The sequence below is a fragment of the Streptomonospora nanhaiensis genome (assembly GCF_026642255.1).
In the GTDB taxonomy this organism is placed as follows: domain Bacteria; phylum Actinomycetota; class Actinomycetes; order Streptosporangiales; family Streptosporangiaceae; genus Nocardiopsis; species Nocardiopsis tropica.
Window position 1 is genome coordinate 1,633,583 of record NZ_CP113264.1, and the last position, 16,371, is coordinate 1,649,953.

12 protein-coding genes are annotated in these 16,371 nt (G+C 71.7%); 7 read left to right on the top strand and 5 right to left on the bottom strand.

What is annotated here, in order from left to right; translation table 11 throughout:
* Nucleotides 1-35: 35 nt before the first annotated feature.
* Nucleotides 36-1,613, bottom strand: a complete 1,578-nt coding sequence (locus OUQ99_RS07235) for a long-chain-fatty-acid--CoA ligase (protein ID WP_267948654.1) — start codon at nucleotides 1,611-1,613, stop codon at nucleotides 36-38.
* Between the two features lie 310 nt (nucleotides 1,614-1,923).
* Here OUQ99_RS07235 and leuS point away from each other — a divergent pair, with 310 nt between their 5' ends.
* From leuS to OUQ99_RS07250, 3 genes are all read left to right on the top strand, one after another.
* Nucleotides 1,924-4,419 carry a leucine--tRNA ligase gene (gene leuS / locus OUQ99_RS07240; protein WP_267948655.1) on the top strand — a complete coding sequence of 832 codons (2,496 nt, stop codon included), beginning with the start codon at nucleotides 1,924-1,926 and terminating at the stop codon, nucleotides 4,417-4,419.
* 99 nt (nucleotides 4,420-4,518) lie between these two features.
* Nucleotides 4,519-5,091, top strand: coding sequence for a hypothetical protein (locus OUQ99_RS07245; RefSeq protein ID WP_431061486.1), 573 nt, complete (start codon nucleotides 4,519-4,521; stop codon nucleotides 5,089-5,091).
* Nucleotides 5,092-5,135: 44 nt separating this feature from the next.
* Entirely contained in the window at nucleotides 5,136-5,762 is a 627-nt protein-coding gene (locus OUQ99_RS07250; RefSeq protein WP_267950286.1) for a hypothetical protein, read from the top strand.
* Nucleotides 5,763-5,803: 41 nt separating this feature from the next.
* On the opposite strand, the gene OUQ99_RS07255 is transcribed toward OUQ99_RS07250, so the two are convergent.
* Both OUQ99_RS07255 and lexA read right to left on the bottom strand, forming a co-directional pair.
* Nucleotides 5,804-6,901, bottom strand: a complete 1,098-nt coding sequence (locus tag OUQ99_RS07255) for an alpha/beta hydrolase family protein (protein WP_267948657.1) — start codon at nucleotides 6,899-6,901, stop codon at nucleotides 5,804-5,806.
* 230 nt (nucleotides 6,902-7,131) lie between these two features.
* On the bottom strand, nucleotides 7,132-7,851 hold the full coding sequence (lexA, locus tag OUQ99_RS07260) for a transcriptional repressor LexA (RefSeq protein ID WP_267948658.1): 720 nt from the start codon (nucleotides 7,849-7,851) through the stop codon (nucleotides 7,132-7,134).
* Nucleotides 7,852-8,506: 655 nt separating this feature from the next.
* Between lexA and nrdR the strand changes: the two genes are divergently transcribed.
* Nucleotides 8,507-9,010, top strand: a complete 504-nt coding sequence (gene nrdR, locus OUQ99_RS07265) for a transcriptional regulator NrdR (protein ID WP_267948659.1) — start codon at nucleotides 8,507-8,509, stop codon at nucleotides 9,008-9,010.
* A 154-nt stretch (nucleotides 9,011-9,164) separates the two neighbouring features.
* Complete coding sequence (locus tag OUQ99_RS07270) at nucleotides 9,165-11,999, top strand: vitamin B12-dependent ribonucleotide reductase (RefSeq protein ID WP_267948660.1); 2,835 nt, start codon at nucleotides 9,165-9,167, stop codon at nucleotides 11,997-11,999.
* A 119-nt stretch (nucleotides 12,000-12,118) separates the two neighbouring features.
* Here the strand turns inward: OUQ99_RS07270 and OUQ99_RS07275 are convergent, their stop codons facing one another.
* Nucleotides 12,119-12,418, bottom strand: coding sequence for a hypothetical protein (locus OUQ99_RS07275; RefSeq protein WP_267948661.1), 300 nt, complete (start codon nucleotides 12,416-12,418; stop codon nucleotides 12,119-12,121).
* Between the two features lie 314 nt (nucleotides 12,419-12,732).
* Between OUQ99_RS07275 and OUQ99_RS07280 the strand changes: the two genes are divergently transcribed.
* Together OUQ99_RS07280 and OUQ99_RS07285 are read left to right on the top strand one after the other, a co-directional pair.
* Entirely contained in the window at nucleotides 12,733-14,523 is a 1,791-nt protein-coding gene (locus tag OUQ99_RS07280; RefSeq protein ID WP_267948662.1) for an SPFH domain-containing protein, read from the top strand.
* Nucleotides 14,524-15,990 (top strand): SPFH domain-containing protein, encoded by a 1,467-nt coding sequence (locus tag OUQ99_RS07285; protein ID WP_267948663.1) that lies wholly within the window; start codon nucleotides 14,524-14,526, stop codon nucleotides 15,988-15,990. It begins immediately after the preceding gene.
* 127 nt (nucleotides 15,991-16,117) lie between these two features.
* Here OUQ99_RS07285 and OUQ99_RS07290 read toward each other — a convergent pair whose 3' ends face one another.
* On the bottom strand, nucleotides 16,118-16,309 hold the full coding sequence (locus OUQ99_RS07290; RefSeq protein ID WP_267948664.1) for a hypothetical protein: 192 nt from the start codon (nucleotides 16,307-16,309) through the stop codon (nucleotides 16,118-16,120).
* Nucleotides 16,310-16,371: the final 62 nt, after the last annotated feature.

Sequence of the window (16,371 nt, forward strand, 5' to 3'; positions counted from 1 at the left end):
GCCGTCCCCGCGCGCACGCGCGGGGACGGCGCGTGTCAGCCGCGCAGCTCGCGTTTGAGGATCTTCCCGGTGGACGTCATCGGCAGCTCGGTGCGGAACTCGACCTCGCGCGGGTACTTGTAGCCCGCCAGGCGCTCCTTGGACCAGGAGACGAGTTCGTCGGCGGTGAGGTCGGAGCCCTCCTTGGGGATCACGAACGCCTTGACCTCCTCGCCGTGGGTGTCGTGCGGGACGCCGACGACCGCGGCGAGGCTGACCGCGTCGTGGGTCATCAGGACCTCCTCGACCTCGCGCGGGTACACGTTGTACCCGCCGCGGATGATCATGTCCTTCGAGCGGTCGATGATGAAGTAGAAGCCCTCCTCGTCCCGGCGGGCGATGTCGCCGGTACGGAACCATCCGTCCCGGATGACCTCGGCGTTCACCTCGGGACGGTTGTGGTAGCCCTTCATCACCAGGTGGCCGCGGACGGCGATCTCCCCGACCGGCTCCCTGTCCTCCTCCTGGACGACCTCGTTCCAGTCCGGGTCGATCAGCTTCATCTCCACACCCCACACCGGGCGGCCGATCGAACCGGTCTTGGCCTTGACCCGGGGGTTGTTGAAGGAGGCGACCGGCGAGGTCTCGGACAGGCCGTAGCCCTCTTTGATGCCGACGCCGAACACCTTGGTGAAGTCCTCGGCGAGCCGGCCGGGCAGGGCGGCGCCGCCGGAGACGGCGTCGACCATGTTCGCGGCGATGCCCTCGAGGTCGTACTCGCCGGCCCCGGCGCTCTGGACCGCGTTGAGCAGGCCCCAGTACATGGTGGGCACGCCCGCGAACCCGGTGACGCCCTCCTTCTCCATGAGGCGCAGGGCCTCGTCCCCGTCGAAGCGCGGCATGAGGACCATGGTCCCGTGGCGGTACAGGCAGGCGTTGAGCATGACCGTCTGGCCGAAGATGTGGAACAGCGGGAGGACCACCAGGGAGACGTCGCGGCCCTCCGGGTGCGCGTTCACCAGCTTGGCCGAGCCGATGGCGTTCATCATCAGGTTGTTGTGGCTCAGCTCGGCGCCCTTGGGCTTGCCGGTCGTGCCGCTCGTGTAGATGATGACCGCCGTGTCCTCGGCGCTCGTCTGCACGCTCTCGAACTCGCCGGACCGGCCCTCCAGCGCCTTCCAGAAGGTCTCGGCGCCGTCGATGGTGGACTCGGTGGCGCCCGGCACGGCGGGGAGGTCCACGTAGATGTCGCAGCCGTCCGTCTGCTGGAAGGCCTCGTAGGCGCGCGGGCCCAGCGGCAGTTCCGGGGTGCCGGTGAACGCGAACAGCGCCTTGGCCCCGGAGTCCTCCAGGTGGTAGGCGATCTCACGGGGGGTCAGCAGCACGTTCAGGGGGACGACCACCGCGCCCGCCTTGAGGGCGCCGAAGTAGACGAACGGGAAGTAGGGCACGTTCGGACTGGCGAGAGCGACCCGGTCGCCGGGTCTGATCCCCCGGGAGACGAGGAGGTCGGCCACCTGGTTGGCGATCATGTCGGTGAGGGCGTAGTTCAGGCGCAGGTCCCCGAAGACCAGGCACTCCTTCTCGGGCGCCGAGCGGGCGCCGTCCTCCAGAAGCACGGACAGGTTGAACATGGGGGCCTCCCGCAGGCAGGTGAATCCGGTGGATCCGGATAAGTCAGGACACGCACGAAGGGAGCCGGTGTGACCGGGATCGCGTGTTCTGTGCCACTTTCACGGCAGAGTAACAAACCGAACAGTCGGTGTGGAGAGGACGCGGGTCCGTAATCTCACCGATCTTTTCGCTACGCTCCGTCACGGTTCCCGGCCCCCGGGCGGGCGGGGACCGTCTGCGGCCCGAGGCGCGTGAACGCGTCCTGCACCCGACCCGCCAACCGCTAACCTGTGGGAAGTACACCCAGACGCGGCTAAGGAACCTTCAGCGATGACAGCGGTAGACGGCGACCAGACGACGGGCGACACCTACGACGCCCGCGCCCTCCAGGACAAATGGCAGGCGCGCTGGGCCGCCGAGCTCCCGTTCCAGGCCGAGGAGGACCCCGGGGACACCCGTCCGCGCTCCTACATCGTCGACATGTTCGCCTACCCCTCCGGCGACCTGCACATGGGTCACGCGGAGGCGTACGCCATCGGCGACGTCATCGGCCGCTACCGCTTCCAGCGCGGCGACAACGTCCTGCACCCCGTCGGCTGGGACTCCTTCGGGCTGCCCGCCGAGAACGCGGCGATCAGGAACGACTCGCACCCGGCCGAGTGGACCTACGCCAACATCGAGACCCAGGCGGCCTCGTTCCGGCGCTACGGCATCGGCGTGGACTGGTCGCGCCGCCTGCACACCTCGGACCCCGAGTACTACAAGTGGAACCAGTGGCTGTTCACCCGCTTCTTCGAGCGCGGGCTGGCCTACCGCAAGGACGGCCAGGTCAACTGGTGCCCCAAGGACCAGACGGTGCTCGCCAACGAGCAGGTCGTCCAGGGCAGGTGCGAGCGCTGCGGCTCCGACGTCGTCCGCCGCAGCCTGAACCAGTGGTACTTCAAGATCACCGACTACGCCCAGCGCCTGCTGGACGACATGGACCAGCTCGACGGAGGCCGCTGGCCCGACGAGATCCTGGCCATGCAGCGCAACTGGATCGGCCGCTCCACCGGCGCCGACGTGCACTTCCGGATCGAGGGCCGCGACGAGCCGGTCACGGTGTTCACCACGCGCCCGGACACCCTCTACGGCGCCACGTTCTTCGTGGTGGCCGCCGACGCGGACCTGGCGGAGGAGCTGTGCGCCCCCGAGCAGCGGGAGGCCTTCGACGCCTACCGCGCCGAGGTCGCCAAGCTCTCTGACATCGAGCGCCAGGCCACCGAGCGCCCCAAGACCGGTGTCTTCCTGGGCCGCTACGCCGTCAACCCCGTCAACGGCGAGCGCATGCCCGTCTGGGCCGCCGACTACGTCCTGGCCGACTACGGCCACGGCGCCATCATGGCGGTGCCCGCGCACGACCAGCGCGACCTCGACTTCGCCCTGGCCTTCGACCTGCCGGTCAGGGTCGTGGTGGAGACCGGGGAGCCCGACCCGGCGGAGACCGGCGTGGCCACCGCGGGCGAGGGCACGCTGCGCGACTCCGGTCCGCTGGACGGCCTGGCCAAGGCCGAGGCGATCGAGCGCATCATCGGGGTGCTCGCCGAGCGCGGCACCGGCGAGGGCACTGTCAACTACCGGCTGCGCGACTGGCTGCTGTCCCGCCAGCGCTACTGGGGCACGCCCATCCCGATCGTCCACTGCCCCTCGTGCGGCGAGGTCGCGGTCCCCGACGACCAGCTGCCCGTCACCCTCCCCGAGCTGAAGGGCGCCGAGCTGGCGCCCAAGGGCGTGTCGCCCCTGGCCTCGGCCGAGGAGTGGGTCAACGTGGACTGCCCGTCCTGCGCGGGCCCCGCCCTGCGGGACACCGACACCATGGACACCTTCGTGGACTCGTCCTGGTACTTCCTGCGCTACTGCTCGCCCCGCCTGGACACCGCCCCGTTCGACGTCGAGGCGGTCGACAAGTGGGGGCCGGTCGACCACTACATCGGCGGCAAGGAGCACGCGACGCTCCACCTGATGTACGCCCGCTTCTTCACCAAGGTCCTGCACGACCTGGGCATGGTGTCCTTCACCGAGCCCTTCCGCCACCTGACCAACCAGGGACAGGTCATCAACCAGGGCCGGGCGATGTCCAAGTCCCTGGGCAACGGCGTCGACCTGGGCAAGGAGATCGACGCCTACGGCGTGGACGCCGTCCGGCTGACCATGCTCTTCGCCTCCCCCCCGGAGGAGGACGTCGACTGGGCCGACGTGTCCGCCGTCGCGGCGCAGAAGTTCCTCAACCGCGCCTACCGGGTGATGAGCGAGGCGGGAGCGGCCAGCGAGCCCGGCGCCGACCCCGCCGGGGGCGACACCGCCCTGCGCAGGGTCACGCACCGCACCATCGACCAGATCACGAACCTGGTCGAGTCGCGGCGGTTCAACGTGGCCATCGCCCGCACCATGGAGCTGGTCTCGGCGACCCGCAAGGCCATCGACTCCGGCCCCGGGGCGGGCGACCCCGCGGTGCGCGAGGCCGCCGAGTTCGTGGCCGTCGCCCTGTCCCTGTTCGCGCCCTACGTGGCGGAGGAGGGCTGGGAGAAGCTGGGGCACGTGGGCACCGTCGCCGTCGGCCACTGGCCCGAGGCGGACCCCGGCCTCCTGGTGCAGGAGACCGTGACCTGTGTCGTGCAGGTGCAGAGCAAGGTCCGTGACAAGCTGTCCGTGGCGCCCGACATCGACCCCGCCGAGCTGGAGAAGCTGGCGCTGGCGTCGGAGCGGGCACAGGGCTTCATCGGCGACAAGCAGATCCGCAAGGTCATCGTGCGCGCGCCGAAGCTGGTGAACATCGTCGTCGGCTGACCGGAACGGGACGGCGGCCGCCGGGCGCGGCCGCCGTCCCCCGCGGTCGGCTCGGTGACCGACAGGGAGGCGGGTGGCCGGGTGGGTCCCCTCGTGCGGGTGGCCGTGATCGGTGCGGGCGCGGTGGTGCTGTCCGCGGCCGCCGTCGGCGGCGGGCTGTGGCTGTCCGGGAACGACCCGGACGTCCCCGAGAGCGGTGACGTCCACGCCGCGGCGACCGGCTGCGACGCCGTCACCGGCGAACTCCTCGCGGAGCGCCTGCCCGGGGCGGTCGCGCAGCCCCGGGAGCAGGGCCCCCTGGAGGGCGGCGACAACCTCGTGTGCGCGTGGTCCTCGCCCGGGGCCCCCGGCGGCGACGGGGGAGCACTGCGCGTCGACGTGTCGGCGCTCTTCACCGACGCCACGGGGGAGGAACCGGTGACCGGGGCCGACCGCGCCGCGGAGGCGTACACGGCACTCCTGCCCGTGCGCGCCGAGGAGGTGGACCTGCCGACGGGCGAGGGCGCGGTGTGGCACGGGCAGGTGCCCGGCACCGCCGAACTCGCCTTCCACAGCGACAACCTGTTCGTGCGCGTGTCCTACGCGGGCCTGGCCGGGCAGGAACCGGTCGACCCCGAGGACGCGGCCGACCTGGCCGCCGAGTTCGCCGGACGGATCGGGGAGTCCCTGTGAGCCCGCAGTACCCCCCCCAGCCCCCGTACGGCCCTCCTCCCGAGGTGGTGCCGTCGGCGCAGCCGCAGAGCAGGGGCTGCGCGACGGCGGGAGTGGTCGCCGCCGGCCTGGCCCTGCTCCTGCTCGCGGCCGGCGCGATCTGGTACGTCGTCACGCGGGACTCCCCGGAGACGGGCGAGTACGAGTCGGCCCCCGAGTGCGCCGCCGTCGCGACGGAGACGCTGGACGCGCTGGTGCCGGGGCACGAACTGGAGCTGGAGGAGCCGGTCGGCGGTCCGGAGGACCCGGCCGGGTCCGGGTGGCAGTGCCGCTGGGCCACCCCGGAGGGCCCGGGAGAGGCGGTTCCGGCCACGGCGACGCTGGTGATGGTGGCCGCTCCCAACCCGGGCGGGGTGACGACCGCCGCCGACAACCTGCGCGCGACCACGGAACAGCACGACACCACCGGGCTGGACGGTGTCGGCGAGGAGGCGGTGCGCTGGACCCGCGGGGCGCCGTTCACGGTCGGCTGCGTGGGGACGCGGGTCTCCAACCTGTACCTGGAGTCCTGCTACAGCGTGGCGTCCCGCTACGACGCGACCGAGCCGGCCGACGAGGAGCGTATCGTCGCCGACGCGGAGGAGCTCGCCCTGGCGGTGGTCGGGGCCCTCCCGGAGTCGATCCCCGAGTGACGGGCCGGCGCCCCCCCGGGCGTCCCCGACGGCCGGGAGCCCTACCAGGCGGTGTCGAGGAACTCCTCCAGCGCCGGGGCGACCCCCTCGGCGAAGGGTCTGTCCGAGTCCAGGACCGCCGCTCCGGGCTCGTCCTCGAAGGCTCGGAGGATGTGGTCGGTACCGGGCAGGTCCACGCGTTCGGCGCCGTCCAGACCCGTCATGAGCCGGTCCACGTCCTCCCGAGAGACCTGGGCGTCGTCCTCCCCCCACAGGACCAGGACCGGTGTGCCCTCGGGCAGGTCGCGACCGAGTTCGACGGGGTCGAGGCCGTCCATGAACGCGAGGAAGTCGGCGTTCCACGGTGTGTAGACGCCGAACCGGTCGCTCTCCTGCGACGTGAGGTCGCGTCCTCCCCTGACCGCGGCCCGCCCGGCGCGCATGTCCGAGAGGAGCTGCACCGCCTCCGCCTCCTCGATCTGGCCCGCCCCCTCCGCCATGCGGACCTGCTCGGTGACCTGGCGGTCGAGGAGGTCCAGGTAGCGCGTGCCCGGAGGGGCGGCCAGCACCAGCGCGGGCGAGGGGTGCCCGGAGCCGATGAGCTCGTGGGCGCGCAGGGCGTAGAGGGCGCCCTCGCTGTGGCCGACGACGACCACGCGCCCCGGGTCCACCTCGGGCTGCGCGACGAGCTCCTCGTACGCCGCCACGACCTGCCGGTCGAAGACCCCGGGGTCCACAGGGGCGATCGTCCGGACGCCCCCGGGGCCGGTCTCCTCCCCGGTCTGCGGGTCCGGGCCGCTGCCGAACTTGTCGTAGCGCAGCGAGGCCACACCGGCTTCGGCGAGTACGCGGGAGAGGTTGCGGTTGGTGTCGGCGTCGGGCCGCGCGGGCGCGTTGCCGTCGCGGTCGGTGGGACCGCTGCCGGAGATGATGAGTGCGCCGGGGACCCTCCCGGACGCGTCGTGCGGTGTGCGGAAGCTCGCGGAGACCTCGTGCCCGCCGCCCTCGAAGGCGAGTTCGCGCTCGACCCCGCCGGCACCGGGGGGCTCGGCGCCGCCTGTGTCGGCCGGGGCGCAGGCGGCGGAGAGCAGGACCGCGAGGGCACCGCCGACCAGTGCGGCGCGCGGTCGGGCGGAGGGGGAGGAGAGTGGTGTGGACACGGTTCCAGCCTAGCGGCCCCGCCCGGCGGGCCCCCGTCGTCCACAGGCCCTCCCGCGACCGTGCGCCTGCCGGGCGGCCCATGCCCGGGAGGCCGGGGATGCGCCGAGGTTCCCGCGACCGCGCGCGTGCCGAGCGGCCCCGGCCGCCGGGCGCCCGCGCGCACGGCACGGCGCCCCCGGGCCGTCGCAGGACGGCGCCGGGGGCGCGGGGCAGTGGGGCCGGACCGGGGTCAGACGCGTCGCATGACCGCGACGACCTTGCCCAGGACGGTGGCGGCGTCCCCGTTGATCGGCTCGTAGGCCTTGTTGCGCGGCATCAGCCAGACGTGGCCGTCCTCCTCGCGGCGCAGGACCTTGACGGTCGCCTCGTCGTCCAGCAGGGCCGCCACGATGTCACCGTTGTTGGCGTCCTGCTGCTGGCGGACCACGACCAGGTCGCCGTCGGTGATGGCGGCGTCGATCATCGAGTCGCCGACCACGGTGAGCATGAACAGGCGGCCCTCCCCGACCAGCTGGCGGGGCAGCGCGAGCACGTCCTCCACCGACTCCTCGGCCAGGATGGGCCCGCCGGCGGCGATGCGGCCGACCAGGGGCACGGCCGCGGCGCGCGAGGGGTCGATGTCCTCGGGGGTCACGGTCCGGCCGGAGGAGCGGCCGGGCGAGCGCAGCTCCACCGCCCGGGGCCTGTTCTGGTCCCGGTGCAGGTAGCCCTTGCGCTGGAGGACCTTGAGCTGGTGCGCCACGCTGGAGGGGCTGGAGAGGCCGACCGCTTCCCCGATTTCCCTTATCGACGGGGGGAAGCCCCGCTCGCGCACATACCGCTGGATGCAGTTCAGGACGCTCTGCTGTCGGGCGGTGAGTTTGGGGGCTTCGGGCGTGGATCCCCCCGTGTTCCCCACTGCGGTGAGAACGGCGGTGGAATCTGCGGTTCCGGGATTCTCCTCCGGCACGGCCGGGCCTCCTCGGCATTCGGTTCGGTCAGGGCCTGATTGCGTGACTGGCCACCACCGGTCCGCAACCGCGCCGACCTGGGGTCCGCGTGATGGCGAAACCAGCGTGAAATCACAGTCAACATTAGACGTTGCGCACGGTGATATCAAACAAGCGTTCGATGGCTCGGTCCATTGTCCCGCGTGTTTTCGCGGTCAATTTCCGGCCTCTACCGACGTGTGTACACGTGTTCACGTGGTGTTGTCCCCGGAATGCGCGAACACGTCTCCCCGAGGGCGGTTCCGGGGGATGTGGGACTGGTCTCCCGGATCCCGGGGGCGATGTCGGAACCCCCTCGTGGAACGTGCTTCCGGGCGCGGCGGGCCGCCGGTCGCAGCGGGCGCCGGGGGCCTCCGCCGCTATTCTTGTCGACGGAGCCGGACGCCCCCGGGGCGGCCCGGCGCCCCTGCGCCCCCATGTCCGCCCCCTGCCTCCGCCGCGGGTCCCGTCGCGTGTCCGCGTGCGGGACACGCGGGCCGCGGAGTTGCGGGCCACCCCTTGCTGCGCCTAAGTTCGACCACAACATCTGGTGCTTTCGCGGGATGGATTGCCCAGGAGTTGTGGTTTAGTAGAGATACAGGGTGTCGATTCGGTGAGGGAAGCAGGTGAACCAGGATGCACTGTCCGTTCTGCCGCCATCCGGACACCAGGGTGATCGACAGCAGGTCCACCGACGACGGCGCGGCCATCAGGCGCCGCCGGTCCTGCCCGGTGTGCGAGCGCAGGTTCACCACGCAGGAGACCGTCCTGCTGATGGTCGCCAAGCGCTCCGGGGTCACCGAGCCCTTCAGCCGTACCAAGATCATCGCCGGGGTGCGCCGGGCCTGCCAGGGCCGCCCCGTCTCCGAGGACGCGCTCGCCAAGCTCGGCCAGCAGGTCGAGGAGGAGATCCGCGGACGCGGCGTCGCCGAGGTGCCGGCCCACGAGATCGGCCTGGCCATCCTCGGCCCGATGCGTGACCTGGACGAGGTGGCCTACCTGCACTTCGCCAGCGTCTACCGCGGTTTCGAGAGCCTCGCCGACTTCGAGGCCGAGATCGCCAGCCTGCGGCAGGACCGGGAGGACGGCGACGGCGGCGCGGCCGGCCCCCTCCCCGAGAGCAGCACCACCACCGGGTAGCGCCCCCGCGGCCGGGAGAGGGCCGCGGGCGGGGCACCGCAGGGGCCGGCCGGACACCGCGGGACACGTCCTCCCGTGACCGGCCGTCCCGTATTCCAAGGACGCCGTGCACGGTTGGGCAGGCCGTGCCCACGAGGTAGGGGGAGAATCCACGATGACGGAAACCGCCAGCGGTTCGACGGGGCGCAAGGGCAAGGGGAGCCGCAAGGGCCTGAAGATCAAGCGGGTCTTCACGACCCCCGGGACGCACCCGTACGACTCCCTGGAGTGGGAGCGCCGCGACGTCGTCATGACCAACTGGCGTGACGGCACGGTCAACTTCGAGCAGCGCGGCGTGGAGTTCCCCGCCTCCTGGTCCATGAACGCCACCCAGATCGTGGCGAGCAAGTACTTCCGCGGAGCCGTCGGCACCCCCGAGCGCGAGTGGAGCCTCAAGCAGCTCATCGACCGCGTCGTCGGCGTCTACACCGCGACCGGCGTCGAGCACGGCTACTTCGCCGGCGACGAGGACGCGGAGATCTTCGACCACGAGCTCAAGCACGCCCTCGCCAACCAGCTGTTCAGCTTCAACTCGCCGGTGTGGTTCAACGTCGGGACGGCCTCGGCGCAGCAGGTCAGCGCGTGCTTCATCCTCTCCGTCGACGACACCATGGAGTCGATCCTCGACTGGTACAAGGAAGAGGGGATCATCTTCAAGGGCGGGTCCGGCGCGGGTGTGAACCTCTCCCGCATCCGCTCCAGCAAGGAGCTGCTGTCCTCGGGCGGCACGGCCTCCGGACCCGTGTCCTTCATGCGCGGAGCCGACGCCTCGGCCGGGACCATCAAGTCCGGCGGAGCCACCCGCCGGGCCGCCAAGATGGTCGTCCTGGACGTCGACCACCCCGACATCGAGGAGTTCGTCGAGACCAAGGCCCGCGAGGAGCACAAGATCCGCGCCCTGCGCGACGCCGGCTTCGACGTGGACCTGGGCGGCGCCGACATGTTCAGCGTCCAGTACCAGAACGCCAACAACTCCGTCCGCGTCTCCGACGCGTTCATGCGCGCCGTCGACACCGGCTCCGAGTTCGGCCTCACCTCCCGCACCACCGGCGAGGTCGTCGCCACCGTGGACGCCAAGGACCTCTTCACCCGGATGGCCAGGGCCGCCTGGGAGTGCGCCGACCCCGGCATCCAGTACGACGGCACCATCCAGGACTGGCACACCAACCCCGAGACCGGGCGGATCAGCGCCAGCAACCCGTGCAGCGAGTACCTGTCCCTGGACGACTCGTCCTGCAACCTGGCCTCGATCAACCTGCTGAAGTTCCTGCGCGAGGACGACACCTTCGACGTCGAGGGCTTCACCAGGCTCACCGAGCTGGTCATCACGGCGATGGACATCTCCATCACCTTCGCCGACTTCCCGACCGAGAAGATCGGTGAGACGACCCGCTCCTACCGCCAGCTCGGCATCGGCTACGCCAACCTGGGCGCCCTCCTCATGGCCACCGGCCACGCCTACGACTCCGACGGCGGCCGCGCCGTCGCCGCCGCCGTCACCTCGCTGATGACCGGCACCGCCTACCGCCGCAGCGCGGAGCTGGCCGGGGTGGTCGGCCCCTACGACGGCTACAAGCGCAACGAGCAGGCCCACAAGCGCGTCATGCGCAAGCACGCCGCCGCCAACGACGACCTGCGCACGGTGACCTCCCTGGAGGAGCCCGTCCACGCCGCGGCCACCCGCGAGTGGGCCGAGTGCCTCAGGGTCGGGGAGCGCAACGGCTGGCGCAACGCCCAGGCGAGCCTGCTCGCGCCCACCGGCACCATCGGCTTCATGATGGACTGCGACACCACCGGCATCGAGCCCGACTTCTCGCTGGTCAAGTTCAAGAAGCTGGTCGGCGGCGGTTCGATGCAGATCGTCAACCAGGCCATCCCGCGCGCGCTCGCGAACCTGGGCTACCAGGACGAGCAGGCCGAGGCGATCGTCGAGTACGTCGCCGGGAACGGCCACGTCGTGGACGCCCCCTCCCTGCGTCCCGAGCACTACGAGGTGTTCGACTGCGCGATGGGCCGCCGCTACATCAAGCCCATGGGCCACGTGCGGATGATGGCCGCCGTGCAGCCGTTCCTGTCCGGCGCGATCTCCAAGACGGTGAACGTGCCGGAGGACGCCACGGTCGAGGACTTCGAGCACATCTACTTCCAGGGCTGGAAGCTGGGCCTGAAGGCGCTCGCCGTCTACCGCGACAACTGCAAGGTCGGCCAGCCGCTGTCGACGGGCGCGTCGGAGAAGGAGGAGGCGGAGCCCGAGGTGCGGACCGTCGAGGTGGCCCGCCCGGTCCGCCGCCGCCTGCCCAAGAAGCGTCCGAGCGAGACCACCTCGTTCTCCGTGGGCGGCGCCGAGGGGTACATCACGGCGGGCTCCTACCCGGACGACGGCCTGGGCGAGGTCTTCATGAAGCTCGGCAAGCAGGGTTCGACCCTGGCCGGGGTCATGGACGCGTTCTCCATCGCGATCTCCATCGCCCTCCAGTACGGGGTGCCGCTGGAGACCTACGTGGACAAGTTCACCAACATGCGGTTCGACCCGGCGGGCATGACCGACGACCCGGACATCCGCATGGCCCAGTCGGTGGTGGACTACATCTTCCGCCGCCTGGCCCTGGACCACCTGCCCTACGAGGAGCGCGCGGCCCTGGGCGTCCTGTCGGCCTCCGAGCGCCAGGCGCAGCTCGCGGGCGAGGACCCGGCCCAGGTCGCCGCCCAGGTGGAGTCCTACGCCCAGTCCGCCGCCACCCACGGGGCGGAGGCGCCCGGGACCCCGGACGCGCCCGCTCCGCAGGCGTCCCCGGCGGAGCCCGCCGAGGTGCACTCCACGGCGGACCTGCTGGCCGGCCAGGGGTTCGTCGCCGACGCGCCGCTGTGCGTCACCTGCGGCACCAGGATGCGGCCCTCCGGCAGCTGCTACGCCTGCGAGGGCTGCGGCTCCACCAGCGGTTGCAGCTGATCGCACGACGGCCCCGAGCGGGGCCGGGACACGCCCGCCGGGGGCGGGGGCCGTACGGCCCCCGCCCCCGGCGGCGATTCCGGAGGGGCCCGCCCTCCGGCCCGGCGGCGGCCGGGGCCTCAGCCGCGGTCGCCCGCGGCGACGGCGACCGCCGCGGTGGCGGCGGTCACGCCGAGCACGGCTGGCCACGAGCCGACCTTCCGGGCCAGCGGGTGCGCCAGGCCGAACGCTCCCACGTACACCGCGGTGAGCGCGACCGCCGTGCCCACGCCGGACCGGCGGCGCCACGTCTCGAACGCCGCGGCGCCGAAACCGGCCAGCACCGCCCCGCCCAGCGGCCGGTTGCCGGTGGCGCGGGCCACCGAGTACCCGCCGACCAGACCCGCGGTGGTGAGAACGGCGCTGGGCACTGCTGGCATCGTGCTTCCTTCCCTCGTCCCGGCCGGAGCCGGCGCGGTGCGTGCGGGACCGACGTTATCCCCGCGCCCGTGGGCGCGCCACGCGGCGCGCATGCGTCGGGGGAGGGGAGCGGCGTTGACCTGGGAGGTGACAGGAGAGCCCGCCCGTCACACTCCGGACACGAGGGCTGGGTTTCGGGCATAGCTCATGACAGGGTTGATGCTGTCCCCTAACGCCTCGCAGCGCACGGAACCGGTCCCGACCTGGAACCGGACCGCGGTACGCGGCGTCGAAGCGGATAGTTCCCCGACCCCTGACCAAGGAGTTCCCGCCTATGTCGTTCGCGCAGACCGTGCGCGGCGCGGCCGGCGCCGTCGCCCAAGGGGGCGATCCGCGCCAGGCCGTGTCCGACGCGCTCCACCAGGCCTCCTCGCAGGTCACCGAGGGCAGTGGCCTCGACCCCCGCGACTTCGTCGCCGCCCGAGAACAGGGCGACTCCGTGGGCACCCGGATCGAGCAGAAGAGCACCTCGCTCAACAACGCGGGCGAGGCGCTCAACCGCAGCTACTACGAGCGCGGCAGCGGCGGCCCGGTCCACGTCATCTGCACGATGGTGATCCCCAAGGGCCGCACCCTCGTGACGATGCTCCCCGCGATCCTGCTCCTCGTCCTGGGGGTCCTCGGCGCCTTCACCGTGCTCCTCCCGCAGGCCATCGCCGGCGGAAACCCGCTGATCAACCCGTTCTTCGGCCTTCACTACTGGATCATCACCCTCGCGATCGCCGCGTTCATGTGGTGGCGCCAGGGCATGGTGATGGTGCCGGAGGGCTGCGAGGCGATCGTCACCCGGTTCGGCAAGATGGAGAACATCTACCAGCCCGGCCGGGTCACGCTCCTCAACCCCTGGAAGCGCGTCTCCTACATCGTCAACACCACCCGGGAGTACCCCTTCAACGCGCCGATCCGCTCGGCCCCCACCAAGAGCGGCGTGCAGGCCTCCATCGACCTGTTCGTGCAGTTCAGGATCAAGAACGCCACCGACTTCGTCTACACGCTGGGCGGGGTGAACGGCTTCCAGGAGAAGCTCAACAACGCGATCAGCGAGACCACCCGGAGCCTCGTCTACGAGCAGGAGGCCTCGGCGATCTACGACATGGTCGGCGACAACACGCAGAGCCTCGTGGAGCAGCTCAACCGGCAGTTCAGCGGGATCGTCGAGCTGACCAGCGCCAACATCACCCACGCCGAGCCCTCCAACCAGGAGTACCGGATGGACCTGGCGGCGCCGGAGATGGTCCGCGTGGCCAAGGACGCCTACACGTTCGAGTACGAGCTCCAGCTGCGCAAGGAGCAGAACGAGGGCGACCTGAACAAGGAGCTCGCGACCCTCAACGAGACCCTCTCCGCGATCCAGGCCGACATCGCGCAGTACCAGGCGCAGATGGACACCGCGCTGGAGCGGGAGACCAACAGGGCGCGGGCCACCGCCCGCCAGCGCTTCGTCGAGGCCGAGTCCGAGGCCAACGCCAACGCCGCGCTCCTCCAGGCGCAGGCCCTGGACATCCGCGCGGTCAGCGCGGCCGAGGCCCCCGAGATCCTCAACTACCGCTTCCGGGAGAACCTCCTGGACAAGCTGGAGTCGGTCGCCGACAGCCTCCCGCAGGTCCTGCGGATCGGCTCGGGCGACGCCGCCAGCGTCGACTACCTGCGCATCGCGCAGGAGATCATCGGCCAGGCCGACACCGCCCTGTTCTCCCAGGAGGACATGGAGGCCATCCGCTCCCGGCTGGGCGACATCCGGGGCCGCATCGTCGAGCGCCAGCAGGAGATCGACGCGCTCCTCGCGGACGACGACGGCGACGCCGCGGGCCGGCCGGCCGGGGAGGACCCGGGCGAGGACCTGGTGGAGGAGATCCGCCAGTCCGTCTCCGAGCAGGCCATCGACGAGCGCCTCGCCGAGGCGCCCCGGCAGCCCCGGGGGGACGGGGAGGCGGACGCCTTCACCGCACCGTCCGACGCCCCGGCGCCCTCCGGCGGACCGCGCCACGACCCCGAGCACCCGCCCCCGCCCCCGTGGTCGCAGCACGGTCCGCAGGGGTCCGGCCCGAACCAGGGAGGTCAGTAGATGAGCCAGTCCGTGAACGCCGGCAGCGGCTCCAGCATCAAGGAGTCCCTCGCCTCCTGGGGCGACCTGGCAGGCCTGCTGCGCGGCGGCGACCAGGGCGCGATCGTCCCGGTCGTCATACCGCGCGACAACCGGGGCCTGCGCTGGACGATCCTGCTCTGGTTCGGCTTCTTCGCCCTGTGCTCGGCGCTGATGATGACCCTCAACGCCTTCGTCGGCGGGGTCGCGGCCGGTGTCGCCTACAGCGTCCTGTCCGTCCCGACGCTGATCGTCGGGGTGCTCAGCATCGCCGCCGCCGGGCTGTGGTGGTGGCGCGGCTCGATCATCGAGATCGAGGAGGGCACCCACGGCATCCTCACCAGGTACGGCGCGATCGTGCGGCCGATCGGCCCGGGCCGCCACTACCTGTGGCACCCCTGGTCGCGCGTGGACTTCGTGGTGGACACCCGGACGGAGATCCCCTACACGGCTCCGGTCCTGGCCTGCCCCACGCGCGAGAACGTGCCGCTGAAGTCGATCGAGTTCTTCCTCAAGTTCCAGATCACCGACCCGATCCGGTTCGTGACGATCATCGGCGCCAGCAACTTCGACCTGGTCCTGTCCAGCGCGGTGCAGGACGCCATCCGCCAGCGCAGCCGCCAGGTCAACACCGAGTCGGCCTACGACCTGCGCGGCTCCAACGTCGAGGACATGCGCCGCCTCCTCAACGGCCAGCTGGAGAAGTACGGTGTGCGGATCACCGGCTGCAACATCCCCGACGTGCAGCTGCCCAACCAGTACCAGCAGCACCTGGCCACCCGCGAGCGGGTCGCCAAGGAGCTGGTGGCCTACGAGCAGGAGTGGGAGCTGACGCGCAAGCGCCGCATCGACACCCTGCTGATGGACATCGAGCGCTCCAAGAAGACCCGCGACGCGAAGATCGTCGAGGTCAACGCCTCCCTCAACAAGGCGCGCAAGGACGTGGCGCAGATGCTGGAGGAGCAGGTGACCGAGGCCCAGCGGGTGCGCTACGAGATCGAGACGCGCGGCCGGGCCGACCTGGTCGCCGCGGAGAACGAGGCCAAGGCGCAGCAGCGCCTCGCCACCGCCTACCGGGACAACCGGGCCGTGCTGGAGTACGAGCTGGCGCGCCGCCGACTGGACGTCGGCGCGGTCCTGGCCGAGCGGGCCCCGCGCCCGGTCGTCGTGCAGACCGAGGCGGGCTCCGGTGACGGTTCGGCGCTGTCGACGCTGATCACCGCGCAGCTGCTGCCCCAGGTGCTGAACGGCGCGGGGTCCCCGCGCACGCCGCTGGGCCCGTCGTCGGACGTCGCGCGAGAGGCGATGGAATCGGCCCAGGGGGCGGTCGCCGCCGCGGCGGAGCGCCAGCAGCAGATGGCGGACGAGTACCAGCGCCGGCAGGAGGGCGCGATGCGCCGGCAGTTCGAGAACGGCGAGGGCTACGGCGGCCAGGGCCGCCGGGGCTAGCCCCGGCCGTACCGCCGACCCGGGTGGGGAACCCGGGGACGGAGGCGGAAGCAGGGGAGGACCCGCGCCCGGGGCGCGGGTCCTCCTCGTGCGTGCGGGGCCCGGACGGGGCCGCGGCGGCCCGGGCTCAGCCCGCGAGGGCGAGGTCGGCGTAGCCCGCATCGATGTCGATCCCGTGGCGGGCCGCGATCTCCACCAGCCCCTGGATCTCGCCCGCCTGCGCGCTGGCCAGGTCGTCGTCGCCGACGGCGTGCGCCCGGTGCAGCGCGGTGACGGAATCGTGGATACGCAGGTGAAGGGTGAGCATGAACTCGCGCATGAAGCATCTCCTCGGTGTTGGCGACGCTGCCACGGGAGGAGCCGTGCTCCTCTCCGGGGGGA